Here is a 13,895-nt window from a genome sequence, read left to right as displayed (position 1 = left end):
CTGGATTGTTAGTATAGAAGTAAATGGGTATTAAATGGAGAATCTAAATAATGGGACAGAAAAAATATATTAGTCAGCGTACACGTACAACACATACTTATTCTTTTTATCGTCAGCGTCGAAATGATCCTAACTGGCGAGCTGATTACCTTGAGGCTCGGACACAACGACAACGTCATATTCTGTTTACTTTGATTATCATCTTAGCTCTCATGTTGTTCGGAGTGATTGGGTATGGAAAACGAGCAACGTCATTATTGGATAGATCGAGCCAGTCTTCCCAATCGACTGCAGTGGAAAATACTAGTAGACAAGATTCAAATACGAGCTCCACTAATCAAACGGTTACTAGTGAGCACAGATCAACTGAAGATACACAAAAAACGGTGGTAGTTAATAATTATCAAAGATATTCAATTTATTCAGGTGAATATGGAAGCGAAACACAAACCTACTCACTTGATTTTTCGTCTGGGAAGTTACTAACTACTGGGCCACAAAAGCAACAAATTTTTTATTTTGACAAAGTTATGGTCCATCCTGATAAGAGCCTAGTCATCAACATGCATGGAAATTATCATTATAATGCTTATGACGGCAAGGGTGAACATATTAAATTAGTTTATTTGAGTGTTTTATTTGCGCCCCATGAACGTAAAATTACAAAAAATTGGCAGACTGGGGAATCAATCGAAGATATGACTAATACGGTAGTTAATCGATTTTCAATAGCATTGTCAAATGATGGTGGTAAAGTATTCCAAATGGCACCAGCGTATGCCGCGTTTGCGACTAACCAAACTGCGGGTGATTCATTAGCATTAATTTATTCGGAAGCTAATTAACAGCAACTATCTTAAAATATTAGGATTGTTGTGACTATCGTCCGTAAGAATGGCAGCAAGTTGCGCCAAAATAAGTGCTGACAGTTTTTTATAACTAGATGTGATGATTGTTTTTGAAGAAGTTCGTTAGTAATAATTTCAATGTGCCAGGTTTAATATTTAAAGTAAAGTAGTTTATTTTGAAGTGCTATTATTTTATGAACTAAATAAGTTGTTATTATAATAATCTAATAAGTACTATTTTAGTTGTGCTTTGTTTGAAGTTTCGATTTAGAGCACCTACTGATTTAAATTGTGATAGTGGGAGTTATCTAGCTAATGTAAGGGGGCAATAACGTTGAGGACGGGTATTGTTTTACGAATTGTGTTTGGCTTGCTATTTACTGGTTTAGGTGGGCTTCAAATTATTGCTGTACGCCGATATTTTCGACAATTAAAACTACATGGAAATTCTGAAACGTCTCCCTTTTCAGCGCTGGCTTTGTGGAGTGGTTTTGTATTTGGGCTGATTTTTATTGTTGCTGGAATTGTTGCTGGATTTGGACTAATCAATTGATACTTTCTGAAATTAAAGATTAGCTTAGTAGTAAAACACCAAGAGTATACCGTATAGTTACGGTGTACTCTTGGTGTTTTACATTGCTTCGTCAAAACTTAGAAAGCTCTTTGAATTTACGGTGGTATTATTTATCAATCTCCGGTGCTGCCCCAAGCTCGGCCTGAATCATCCAAATCTTCTTTTCAATCGCAGTTTTGAGACCAATGAAAATATCTTGGGTACTAAAATCTTTCTCAACATCAGACACTTCAATGCCATGTTGATAAAGATTTTCCAAGTAACGATAGCCATCAACTAAATGTGCGAGGCGTTCCGGCGTTGTCTTGTCCCATTCGCCGGGCCAATCTTGAATCTTAGTGTTTTCAGTCATTTCTTTTAAAGTCGAGTAGGGGCTACCGTCGAGCGCAATCAGGCGCTCAGAAATAACGTCAAGTTGACTGTCGATTTCTGCCATAAATTCGTCCATTAATGGATGTAACTTTAAAAAGTTAGGCCCGCGCATGTACCAATGCGTTTGGTGGATAATCATCGACATTTGACTCAAATCAGCAACAAGTTGATTTAATACTTCTTTGGTTTTCGTATATTTCATAGTAATTGATCTCCTTTCAATACTTTTATTATAGCTTAGATACTGATTAATCTGAAACGTTATACATTGTAAACTTGCTAGCTGTAATTCAGAAAAGCGAAGTAGCGGATACTATTCTTTCGTCGGGTTGGTACTTTCCAGTAATTGTAATAAGCATAAACAAAACGGCCACTCCATTGAAGTGGTCGTTTAGTAATTTGTCAGTAATAATATCGTTTATTCGTGTTTCTTAAACTTAGCAGCTAGTCCCAACCAGCCTAGTCCTGCGAATAAGGCGGCAAGTAGGCCCCAGATCGTTGCATCGTGTTCAGACTGTTCGTTGGTTTGTGGTAGTTGACCAGCTGTCGTTGAGTTTGTCTGGGCGGGTGTTTTGGCATTCGGTTGCGCTGATGCGGTTGCTGGAACGATTGGCTCAGACGCTGTTGTTGCTGGAACCGAAGCCGGCTTAGTATCAGGTAAACCAGCGATATCTGGTGGTAACGGCGTTTTCGCTTGTGGTGCCGAACTAGAATTTGACGTTGAACCAGGAGTCGGTACCGGCACTGGGCTCGGCTGCGGTTTTGGTACTGGTGTTAGTCCGGGTTGTGGTATTGGCTCCGGTACTGGCTGTGGTTCTGGTTCCGGTTTAGGCGCGGGAGTCCCTGGAACACTGGGTTCAGGTGTGTAGGCGTAAATCACATGTTGTGCCGTTGCGCCAAAAGTCCCACTGATTGGCCCCGTGACCTTACTGAAAACGTAACCGGGAATCGCCAGCTGCTCAGTTTGATAGTTTTGACCAAAATCGCCAGCTAGAATAACGTCAGCGTGGATTGGCTTACCGTCCGCATCTTGATAACTAACGGTGACTGGGAGTACTGACTGTTTAGCGTAAACATAGACGACATGTTGAGGTTCCTTAGTAAAGGTCCCCGTAGCATCACCGGTAGTCTTTACCAAGTCGTAACCGGGAATCACTAAAGCTTCAGTCTGATAAGTTGCCCCGATTTCACCAGTATGGGTGATGTCGGGTTTCAACGTCTGTCCAGCTGCATCTTGATAACTAGCCGTAACCGGTTGTGGGATTTGTTTAGTATAAACGTAGACGACATGTTGAGGTTCCTTAGTAAAGGTCCCCGTAGCATCACCGGTAGTCTTTACCAAGTCGTAACCGGGAATCACTAAAGCTTCAGTCTGATAAGCTGTCCCGATTTCACCAGTATGGGTGATGTCGGGCTTCAACGTCTGTCCAGTTTCATCTTGATAACTAGCCGTAACCGGTTGTGGAATCTGTTTAGTATAAACATAAATAACGTGCTGAGGTTCGCTCGTGAAAGTCCCCGTAGCGTTGGTTGGCGTTTTAACGAGATCATAACCATCAATTGTTAGGGGGTCAGTGGTGTAGGCATCACCTGTAAACCCGTTGCAGGTCGTGTCTGGTTTCAATGTCTGGCCTTGCTCATCTTGATAGCTAACGGTAACGGGGGCTCCAGCTGTCTTTTCGTAAACATAGGCAACCGTTTGAGGCTCTGCGCTGAAAGTTCCTTGTGGGGCACCCTGAGTATCAACATGGGTGTAGTTTGGAATATCAGCGGGCGTGCTCTGATAATCTTCACCAACGAGGCCGGTCAATTCCTCCGGTTCGCGTAAGGCAACGCCGGTGCGGTCAAGATGTTGGACGGTGACTGGAGCTGCTTTAGCTGCTAGCACATATGGCTGAAAGACGTGAAACACGGGTGCGGTCCCGTCTAATCCTTGAGCGACCAAGTAGAAATTACGTTCGTTTGGCATGACATTGACATTAATACCGCCAACTGAAAACTGACCATTTGCGTCACCCGTAAAGCCGGGGATTTGAGGGACTAATTGATTAAAAGTCAAACCACCTTGCCCATCAGGTACCACGTTGCTCAAGTCGCCATTGACGGCTTTACCCGCACCATTGAAGTAGAATCGATAGTAAAACTGACCGTCAGGGGTAAGTTGGATAGGCTTCAGAATGGCTGCTTGGGATTTAAATGTGGCTTGTTGACCATTAGGCAAGTAAAAATAATTTTTTAGGGTGGCGCTGGCCGTATTTTGATCGACGTAGACCAGTGGTTCCAAAATAGTTTGACCAACATAAGTCGTGGTTTTGAGATTTGGCAGGTCTTTAAAGATTGATAAATCAGCGATATGGTTGTACGCGACATCTAGCTCTTCTAGATTAGTTAGATGTGCAATTGGCGATAGGTCGCTGACCCGGTTATGTTGAATATTTAAAACGGTTAGTTTGGTCAGTCCTGCTAATGGTGAAATATCAGTAACATCACCGTTATAGTAACCGCCAAGTGCGTTGAGACCATTATTGAGCCAGATCGTTGTCAAGTTAGTGGCGTATTGTAAGCCTTCCAACGAGTAAGCAGTTTGACCATCGATGTAAGTATCGTTGCCATAGAATTTTGTTAATAATTGCATATCATCTTTGGTAATATCATTGACGGAATTAAACTGATGGTCGGGGAGTTTTAAAGCTTGTAATTCGCGTAAGACAGCTGTTTGCAGATGTTTGTTTGGCATCCAAGTATCAATTGATTCGCTGGGTGCTGTTGTTGGAATAATGGTACCAACACTAGTTGCCGGTGTTTCGGCTACGGTGCCGGCCGAAGCCGCTTCAGCGCTAGCTGCTGCTGCATATTCGGAATAGGTGCTGGCAGCGATACTGTTGACGGCACTAGTAATCTGAAAAGTAGTTGGTGTCCCGGTGCTAGCTGGTGCGGTTGCACTGGTACTACTTGTCGCAGCACTCTCGGCACTAGCGGCACTGGCAACTTCAGATACGGTGCTGGCGGCAATACTGTTGACCGCGCTAGTGATAAAATTAGTGGTTGCTGACATCGCTGAACTAGTGGCAGAATTGACGGCACTAGTCACTGGTACTGACGAACTGGGTGCCGTGTTGGTAGTTGCCGGGTGCGTTGTTCCGCTACCAGCACTAACCAGTTCTGTACTTATACTAGTGGTGTTAGCTGGTTGGTCGGCCGCAGCACTGCTTGAGATTGCGGCATTACTGGCACCAGCGACGGACGTTGCACCGCTAGCGGGGGCCACACTGGTTGATATTGTGGCGTTAATTGGTGCCGTGGCAGTGGAACTAGAGGCTGCCGGGACCGTTGAACTAGTAGTTGATATGCTGGCAGGACTGGCTAGCGTTGTTGACGGACTTGCCGTTGAACCATCGCTATTCTGACCTGTACTTGCGATAGTGGTAGGCAAGTCAGGGCTAATATTAGTTGGACCGTCACTAGTGTGAGTCGTAGCACTGGCTGTGCCAGCGTTACTGCCAGCAGCTACAGTTGCAGTGGTTGCGTTAGACGGTGCATTGCTGGCAGTTGTTGTAGTGACTGAAGTGGTGCTGTTGGCTGAGCTAGCCGTACTAGTAGGACGATTTGATTGGTCGGCCGTAACCACACTAGTGTGGTTGTCGGAACTGGCACTTGTCGCTTGGGCATCGCTAGCAACCAAACTTGTGGTAGGCTGACTATTGGCCGATGTTGCTAAGACAACTTGCTGCCCAGAAAGTGGACTAGTGGTGGTCAATTGATTAGTGGTTGGCATCGTTAGTGTTGATGGTTCGGATGCGGCGAAAGCTTGCTGATTGGTTAAGATAACGCCGGCCAGAATCGTGGCGGCAATTCCAGTGATTAAGTGCCACTTTGGCGGATTATTAGTAATGATTTTCTGCTTATTCAAAATAATCATACTCCTTTTATGATTGATTCAGTAATAAACGTACTAAATTAGTTAAAGTGTAGCACCATTATTTGAACTGGTCTAGTTGGCTTTAACTGAAGTTTTTTTGCTAGTGTGGCCCAACTTGACTGGTGGCGTTTGAAAATTGACGCTGAAAGCAGCTTTCTGTAGGCGCTTTCAGGTGACCTTGATTGCGTCAGCATCGGTGGTCGTTAAGAAACATTAAGTCGTCATACTAAAATGATTGGTTTTTAAACATAGCGGGTGAGGCTGGCTAGTTGGTAAACTTGACTAAAAAGTGATGATTGTGATGCGCCTTGTTGCAATAAGATTGAACAGTGAAGAGAAAACTAGATTGTAATTGGTTTGAGTGGCTGTGAAGAGGTGGGCCTGTTAGGTTAATAAAGCAAAACGACTTTTCTGATCAGTACTATCAGAAAAGTCGTTTTGCTTTGTCATTATATTTAGCTAGTGGTTAGCGTAGCTCGCCGCGTGTCGGCCAGAATTACGACCAGAATAAAAGGCGTAGCCGACGCAAGTCCCAGGCATGTTGGGGCCGTAAGTATCACCAGTTAAGCCGGCCGCATCATTACCTGCTGCGTAAAGGCCTTGAATGGTGTTACCAGTTGTATCTAACACCTCATTAGCGGTGGTGACTTTTAAGCCACCCATGGTACAGAAGGCGCCGACATTCAGCTCAAAGCCATAATATGGTCCGGTCGCAACTTTGACGAGGTAGTCGGGATTCTTACCAAAGTCAGCATCTTGACCATTATCACAATATTGATTGTAAGTTTGAACGGATTTTGTGACTTGGTCAACGGGAAGGTGCATTTTGGCGGCTAATTCGTCAATCGTATCGGCTTTGAAAATGAAAGGTTTCTTAGCCGTGACGGCTGCATCAATTTCAGACTGAAGCTTCGTCATTTTTTCGCCACGACGTACATAGACACCTAAGCCCATGAAATTACCATCTTGCGCCATTCTATCAATTACCCCTTGGTCAAGAATACTGAAAACCTGGTTTTGAGTATAGAGGGCGTTGCCGGCATAAGAAAAATTATAGACGACCGCTTCGTCGACAAACCGTTCACCATGTTCATTGAGCCACAGTAGCGGTTGTTGACCTGCGGCAGTTTCCATTTGTGATGCCATGTATTTGAAGGAAGGCTCAGCGGGATCTTTTAAGTAGCCGCCAAATAACATTGCCATGCCAGTCCCATATTTTTGGGCACCAGCGTCCCAAGCTAGTTGTAAGCCATCACCGGTACCTTTTCCAGAACTGACGGGAATTAGTCGGCGAGTGTCGTAGTGGGTTAGTGATGCCATCATTTCTGGATTGTTTAAATAACCACCAGTTGCTAAGATAACGGCACTGGTTGCAATTGCTTGTGTCTCCTTAGTGCCGGCGTCTTGAATCGTTACACCGGTAATTGTACCGTCATCGGCTTGATGAAGTGCCGTGACCGTGGTTGAGGTGAGCATCTCAACGCCAAGCGATTGTGCTTTAGGTTGCAGGGCATCGTGTAAAACGGCTTGGCCCATTCCTTTATAAATATGCCAAGTGGCTTCACCAGCACCCATTGCTTGCACGCCTTCGTATTCTACTCCCTGGTCCTTGAGCCATTGGACCGTATTGGCGCTGTCATCTAAATATTGTCGCCAAATTCGTGAATCAGCGCGATATTTGGAATAGTCAACCTCTTCTTTTAAGACGTCGGTCGCTGAGACGTGGATATTTTGAGCTTGCTGTAAGTATGAATCAACGGCAAATAAACCTTCAGTATAATTACTACTACCGCCAGTATGTCGGCCCTTTTCGAGTAGTAGAACGGTCGCACCGTGTTGGGCGGCTTCGAGCGCTGCCGCAGTTCCGGCCGCACCCGTACCGACAACGACAATATCATATGAAGTATGTTCTGTTAGCGTCATATCAATTCCTCCAGACTAATTTGTTATCTATTGAGCATTTGACGGTTGAATTCACCATTATTATAATGAAGTAACCGCTATCACACCCTCATCATAACGAGCGCTTGGTGGTTAGCAAACAGACAATTTGGTTCGGCAGGCGAACCAATCGTGCGGATGGAGTTGAAGAGATGGATCTTGATCGGTTACAGACGTTTTTAAAAGTGGTGCAGTATGGAAGCTTTCAACAGGTTGCGGCCCATGAGTATCGCTCACAGCGCACGGTGTCAAAATAAATGACACAATTAGAAAATGAATTACAAGTGACATTATTTGAACGTGGCCATAACAAAATTCAGTTGACCCCGCAAGGTCGGTTGTTTTGGGCTTCAGCTCAGGATATTGTGAATAATTATACGACGGCCTTGACCGAGTTACATCAATTTGCGACCCCAACGAATCAGGTTTTACGGGTGGGGTATTTCTCGGCCTTTGAGCAATAACTATTATTGAATGCGTTATACGCATTAAAAAAGAAATATTCGGCATTGCAACTCATCATTCGCCAAGGTAGTAATGAACATTTGACACAACAAGTGGCGGATGGTGCGTTGGATTTGGCTTTATCAATTAGTTATGGTCGCCCTGCGATTACGGCTGCAACTAAGTTAAAAGCCGTACCAATTTATCATAATCAGATGGTCATCGGGGTGAGTCGGTTAAATCCATTGAGTGAGTTGGCAGAATTACCACCATCAGCGTTAACGACATTGCCAATCCTATACTATAGTCCAGAAAGTTCAACGTTCTTGTTGGAGAGCTTTTTAGCAAGTACACCGTTTATTCACAATTATAACCAGATCCGACGGGTTGCTAGTGCTGAACAGATGCACTTGTTGGTCGCGCTTAACCAAGCTTTCGCATTTTATCCGGCGGGATTAGTGTCCCCTGAAAGTGATACGCAGGTTGCTTATTTACCGATTGCGGATGGGGTGCAGCAAGGCTATGATATTGTGGCATTGTTTAATGAAACTAAGTCATCACTGTTATTACGGCAATTAATCCAAATGATGACATCTTGATCGGTTTAATGAATAGTGCGTTATCAGGCAGGAATGCGCTTGGTTGGGACTTGATGACCAACTACAGATGAATTTTGGCGCACGTTTCGACAATATTGACAGAAAAATTGTGCTCGGCTTCTTGGGTCTTTTCTCAAAAAGCCGAGCACAATTAGTTTTGTCCCAATCTTAGTATGTTTATGGCTGCCACTGGATCATTACTGATGATGGATATGATAACTGATTGTCAGCAAATTAAATTATTTTGTTAATTGTAGTTGTGCAGGTGAAAGAGCTTGTAAAAAATCATAAGGTGCATGCACGATGGCGCCGGTATGCTGAGTACAAGTATAACGTAGACAATACTAGCCACTGACATTTCAATTAGTTATAGGCGCGCAACAATAATAATTAGGCTAATCAATGTTAGTTGGTCAGTGAATAAGTATCGTAATATTCATTAATAATCGTTTTTTCAAGTGCCAACACTTCTGGTGTAGGTTGTGGAACTGGCGCAACGAACATGGCCTGTAATTGAAAGGTACTACTTTCTTTGAGGTAGTGTTCACCTTGTTCTAGTGTTAATTCACCTAATTGAACTTGTTGCAAGATGCCCCGAATATTTAGTTTGTTTTGGAACATTAAGTATTCTGTGGAGACAGTGTCGATGATTAGGTTAGCCGTTTGAGCCTGTTGATAGTATTGCTGGACGTCGGCAAAGTACTTAGTGATGGCTTGGTTGAGTCGACGCGCTAGTTGGGGATAGGTTTGTTGTAATTCTTGTTCGAATAAGGTTGTGGTCGATCCCATCAGTAGCCAGGCATTGAGCATTGTTGGCAGCAAATTATCAGCTTGTGCTTGGCTAGGTACGGGGTACTTTTGGGTGAAACGTAAGTGACGTTCCACAACGGCTGCAACGATTTCGTCTTTATTTTTAAAATAAATGTACAGTTTGGCACGACTGATATTAGCCATTTTGGCTAGGTCGACCATTGAAAAACGGGTAAAGCCTTGAATTAAAATAATGTGGTTGAATTTGATGATGAGTTCTTTTTTAGGATCCATTGTCGATACCTCCATAAAATAATTATAACAAATATTTGATTATTTAGACAGATTAAAGTATTATTTGTCTAAATAAAAATATTAGGAGATTAATAGCAATGAAAAAAGTAATTGTTACGGGCGGTACAGGATTTGTTGCAGGTTGGGTAATTGTTGAGTTCTTGAAAGCCGGTTATCAAGTGGCTACTAGTATTCGGTCGACTAGTAAAATTAGTCAGTTAACTGAGACTTTTGAAAAAGTAGTGACACCGCAAGAATTGGCTAATCTTAGCTTTTTTGAAGCGGACTTGACCCAGTCTGCTGGTTGGGTCGAAAACATGCGTGGTGCCCAAGGGGTTATCCACGTGGCTTCACCAATGGGCAACGGCACGCAAACCGTTGATGAACTTGTTAGCGTTGCTAAAAACGGTGCGTTAACCGTATTACGTGCCGCTAAAAAGGCTGGAGTGAAACGAATCGTGATGACAAGCTCGCAGGCCGCGTCGACACCCGAACATGGCAGCACGGCGGTATTAGATGAAAGTTTCTGGACAGATATTCACAATCCAGATTTAGACCCATATCGCATTTCAAAAGTTGAGTCTGAGCGGGCCGCATGGCAATATGCACGGGCTAATCAGTTGGCATTAACCACCATCTTGCCAGGAGCTATCTTTGGACCAATTTTGTCGTCACGGGCAGTTAGTTCGGATCGCATCTTAGGCCAATTATTGCATGGCCTACCAATGATTCCACATGTGCCACTTGAAATTTCAGATGTTCGCGATTTAGCTCATCTACACCGGCTAGCATTTGAAAGTGATGTGGCAATTGATCAGCGTTACTTAGCGGCCTCACAAACGATGTCGATGGCTGACGTTGCCCGTTGTTATCAAAATGAATTTCCTGAAAAAAAGATTAAGATTCGACTGTTGCCTAACTGGGGTACTAAAGTAGTGGCCCGATTTGTACCAAGTATGCGGTCATTAGTCCCCATGCTTAATCGGCAATCGCGACATACTACTAGAGCGGCTGAACATGATTTGGGCTGGATACAGCATCGGCCTGAAGAAACTGTGATTGATACAGCCCATTCCTTGATTGATTTCGGATTAGATCAATCGGTATAAGTAGGCTATGGAGTGTGCTAATTAATAAAGTACGCCGCGTTATTGCTGAGATAAAATTATTATCCTAGTAGCGGCTTTCCGGTATAATGAAAGCATTGTTCTTAATTTAACGAATTTATACAGGAAAGTGGGCCCAACATGTTTCAAGATATTCAACCACACGTTTTAAAAAATCAAAATGATCAACAACGGTCTCCGCGTCCTGGCGACTATGTGCTTATTGGGCGTCAACAACAGGTCCTACTTATCAATGGGACCTTGCCTAAGTACGAAGCGGTCACCGCAGATTGGGCATTTACTGCCGACCAGTATCAATACTTGCTGGCAGTAGACCAAGCAGCCTTTTTCTGGGTCGATGTTGAGGCCGAGGCTAAGGATCAGTATACGGTTGGCACAACTCGCGATTTTCGTAATCTAACACCGGCCTGGTTAGCATTCAGTAGTGCGACGGCGGCCCATTTGGCTTGGTGGTACGATACGAAACGATTTTGTGGGCATTGTGGTCAGCCACTCCATCCGGGGGCGACTGAACGTTCACTTGTTTGTGCGGCATGTGGACAGACCATCTATCCAACGATTATGCCGGCAATTATTGTCGGGGTGACCAATGGTGATAAAATCTTGATGACCAAGTTTTTGTCTGGCTATAATCATTTCTCATTGATCTCGGGCTATACTGAAATTGGTGAGACCTTTGAAGATACCGTTCGGCGGGAAGTCTTCGAGGAGGTGGGGCTTGAGGTTCATAATATTCGGTATTTTGGTAGTCAACCGTGGGCACCATCGCATTCATTATTGGCGGGGTACTTCGCGGATCTTAACGAGAACGTGGCTATTGAGCTCGAAACGGATGAACTAGCTAAGGCGCAATGGTTCCAGCGCGATCAGATTCCGCATAATGATACGAATACGAGCTTGACATGGACGATGATTGAAGCGTTTCGGCATCATCAGGAAAAATAGTTTTGGTTTTGGAATATGTCGAAAGTTGGAATCAAGCTTTAAATGATTGATTAAACTAGTGCGGCAAGAATGTGAGCTTTCATTCTTGCCGCGCTAGTTTGGTCTAATACTGAAGTTTAAAGCGTCGCTTGCTACGAGTGGCTGCTACCTGAGAGATAGATGATAATGGTGTTAATGATGAAAAAATCACTTGATGAAACTTGTTGATTAACAATTGAAGTTAATCAGATGCTGCACTGAATCTGTATCACCGTGAGCATTGCAAAGTGCGCTTGCTTTACAAACTGCATTAAACTGAGAATAATCAATATTAGTTATTTTAATTAAAAAAGGGGGAATCAAGATGGCGTTACTTATTTCGACCGCGGTGTTGGTAGTCGCAGCGCTGGTCAGTATTGTGACCAATCGTCAGTTGTTACCACGACTCTCGGTTAATTACGTGAGTATGCTAATTGGTGCGTTGATTGCGGTCGTGCCATTTTTGAATGGATTAGTTGAACAATTTAATTCGGAAGTCTTTATTGGGCTGATTGTAGCCCCATTACTTTATTTTGAGGGCCAAAATACACGCCTTAACCTTGTTGGCCGCCATGTGCGGGAAATCATTAGTTTAACCGTTGGAATGGTCGTTTTGTGTGCAGTGGCAGCTGGAATTGGAACGCAGTTATTAGCTGGCGTGGGACTGCCGCTCGCATTCATTTTGGCAGCAATTAGTACGCCAACCGACGCCACTGCTACGGAATCGGTCACGATGGGAAGGATATTACCACGTCGTGAACAGACTAGCTTAAAGTTGGAGTCGCTGTTCAATGATGCTTCTGGGATTATCTTGTTGAATATGGCAACGCTCTGGTACGTCAATGGGTATATTAATTATTCACAGACATTGTGGGATTTCGTCTATGCTGCGGGTGGCGGAATCGTTTTTGGGGGTGCCATCAGTGGATTGATTGTCTATGTTCGGCAGAAAATGCTGCGTTCTCGACTTAATTTTATTAATAACACGTATAATAATGGGACGCCATTAAAAATAATTTATGTCATGACCCCGTTTGTCCTCTACTTTGGTGCTGAGGCACTAGGCGTTTCTGGAATTATTGCGGTCGTTGTCGCTGGACTAGTTCATAATGCTGAGGGTGAGCGGAGTTCGTTAGCTAATCCACAACTGGCGAGTGATATTCATCAGCTGGTTGGCTTGATGAGCGATATTTTGAATAGCATTGTCTTTATCGTGCTGGGCATCATGCTATTACGGACCGCATTAGATCGCTCAGTTTCTTATGACGGCTCGTTAATTTGGATCGTCATTGGGATAGCGCTGTACTTAGCTAACTTATTTGCACGTTATGGCTATGTTCGGCTAGTACACCATTTGGCGAGACGGGAAGCCTGGATTTTTGCGCTGGGTGGAATTCATGGAGCTGTCACTTTTGCCTTGGCATTTACGGTCGCCGAAACGCAAGTCAAAACAGCGGACTTTAATTTGGTTTTGATGTCCGAAAGTTTATTGATTATTTTAAGTTTGTTAGTACCAACCATTATTTTTCGCTGGCTACTACCCAGTATTCCGACCGACCCGACTGCTACGGTACGGATAGCTGGTATTCGTCAACAGATGATTGACGCTGGGGTTAACCGAGTGCAACAAATGACGATACCACAAGAATTTAAGGACGCGGTAGCGTTTGACTTGCGGTCGCAAAATGGACATACGAGTATGCGACAGTTCATTGCGGAGTGGCGCCGAATGGTTCAGCATCCAGAATATACGGCCAATCAAATGCGTGAACTAATGGTAATTTATCGGCAAGTCTTTCAAACCGAACGTGATTATTTGCAGCAACAATATGATGAGACCCATGCAATCAGTGAGGATCTTTTTAACCAACTCTATCACGAGATTACGATGGCAGAAATGGTGGTGTTGGAGTATGGCGTCAAAGATTAGTTGGCCGGATGGTTGCTGAACTCGATTACAGGTAGGGTTATCCACAATACTTTAAAGGGGCCTAACGGTTATCCACTGTGGATAACCGTTAGGCCCCTTGCTGTCAACTGAGTATCAATTGAAGTTGTCGTTGC

General features: G+C 43.9%; 12 protein-coding genes. 8 read left to right on the top strand and 4 right to left on the bottom strand.

Translation table 11 applies throughout. The annotated features are described in order from the left end of the window. Positions 1–50 precede the first annotated feature (50 nt). Positions 51–845: a hypothetical protein gene (locus LP667_RS13450; RefSeq protein ID WP_021729944.1), complete on the top strand. Its 795-nt coding sequence runs from the start codon at positions 51–53 to the stop codon at positions 843–845. Positions 846–1,182: 337 nt separating this feature from the next. Next, positions 1,183–1,401 (top strand): hypothetical protein, encoded by a 219-nt coding sequence (locus tag LP667_RS13445; protein WP_021729945.1) that lies wholly within the window; start codon positions 1,183–1,185, stop codon positions 1,399–1,401. Between the two features lie 127 nt (positions 1,402–1,528). Here the strand turns inward: LP667_RS13445 and LP667_RS13440 are convergent, their stop codons facing one another. From LP667_RS13440 to LP667_RS13430, 3 genes are all read right to left on the bottom strand, one after another. After that, a complete protein-coding gene (locus LP667_RS13440) occupies positions 1,529–1,996 on the bottom strand; it encodes a Dps family protein (protein ID WP_021729946.1) in 468 nt (155 codons plus the stop codon). A 216-nt stretch (positions 1,997–2,212) separates the two neighbouring features. Then, on the bottom strand, positions 2,213–5,704 hold the full coding sequence (locus tag LP667_RS13435; RefSeq protein WP_021729947.1) for a MucBP domain-containing protein: 3,492 nt from the start codon (positions 5,702–5,704) through the stop codon (positions 2,213–2,215). Between the two features lie 468 nt (positions 5,705–6,172). Further along, the gene (locus tag LP667_RS13430) at positions 6,173–7,636 is read right to left on the bottom strand and encodes a vinyl phenol reductase (RefSeq protein WP_021729948.1); all 1,464 of its coding nucleotides are present in this window, start codon (positions 7,634–7,636) and stop codon (positions 6,173–6,175) included. Between the two features lie 170 nt (positions 7,637–7,806). Here LP667_RS13430 and LP667_RS17145 point away from each other — a divergent pair, with 170 nt between their 5' ends. From LP667_RS17145 to LP667_RS17135, 3 genes are read left to right on the top strand one after another with little or no spacing between them, the layout of a single operon-like run. Next, complete coding sequence (locus tag LP667_RS17145) at positions 7,807–7,911, top strand: LysR family transcriptional regulator (RefSeq protein WP_225366516.1); 105 nt, start codon at positions 7,807–7,809, stop codon at positions 7,909–7,911. Then, positions 7,912–8,118: a hypothetical protein gene (locus LP667_RS17140; protein ID WP_225366515.1), complete on the top strand. Its 207-nt coding sequence runs from the start codon at positions 7,912–7,914 to the stop codon at positions 8,116–8,118. A gap of 6 nt (positions 8,119–8,124) precedes the next feature. Next, positions 8,125–8,697, top strand: a complete 573-nt coding sequence (locus LP667_RS17135; protein ID WP_225366514.1) for a substrate-binding domain-containing protein — start codon at positions 8,125–8,127, stop codon at positions 8,695–8,697. A 405-nt stretch (positions 8,698–9,102) separates the two neighbouring features. Here LP667_RS17135 and LP667_RS13420 read toward each other — a convergent pair whose 3' ends face one another. Further along, positions 9,103–9,741, bottom strand: coding sequence for a TetR/AcrR family transcriptional regulator (locus tag LP667_RS13420; RefSeq protein ID WP_021729951.1), 639 nt, complete (start codon positions 9,739–9,741; stop codon positions 9,103–9,105). Positions 9,742–9,839: 98 nt separating this feature from the next. Here LP667_RS13420 and LP667_RS13415 point away from each other — a divergent pair, with 98 nt between their 5' ends. The 3 genes from LP667_RS13415 (at position 9,840) to LP667_RS13405 (ending at position 13,761) form a co-directional block, all read left to right on the top strand. After that, positions 9,840–10,850 carry an NAD-dependent epimerase/dehydratase family protein gene (locus LP667_RS13415; protein ID WP_021729952.1) on the top strand — a complete coding sequence of 337 codons (1,011 nt, stop codon included), beginning with the start codon at positions 9,840–9,842 and terminating at the stop codon, positions 10,848–10,850. Between the two features lie 138 nt (positions 10,851–10,988). After that, positions 10,989–11,813, top strand: a complete 825-nt coding sequence (gene nudC, locus LP667_RS13410) for an NAD(+) diphosphatase (protein WP_021729953.1) — start codon at positions 10,989–10,991, stop codon at positions 11,811–11,813. Positions 11,814–12,156: 343 nt separating this feature from the next. Next, the gene (locus tag LP667_RS13405) at positions 12,157–13,761 is read left to right on the top strand and encodes a cation:proton antiporter (RefSeq protein ID WP_021729954.1); all 1,605 of its coding nucleotides are present in this window, start codon (positions 12,157–12,159) and stop codon (positions 13,759–13,761) included. The last annotated feature ends 134 nt before the right edge of the window (positions 13,762–13,895 follow it).

The sequence above is a fragment of the Lactiplantibacillus paraplantarum genome, assembly GCF_003641145.1.
Classification (GTDB): domain Bacteria; phylum Bacillota; class Bacilli; order Lactobacillales; family Lactobacillaceae; genus Lactiplantibacillus; species Lactiplantibacillus paraplantarum.
The sequence above is the reverse complement of the archived record's forward strand: the minus strand, read 5'-3'. Positions and strand labels throughout refer to the sequence as shown.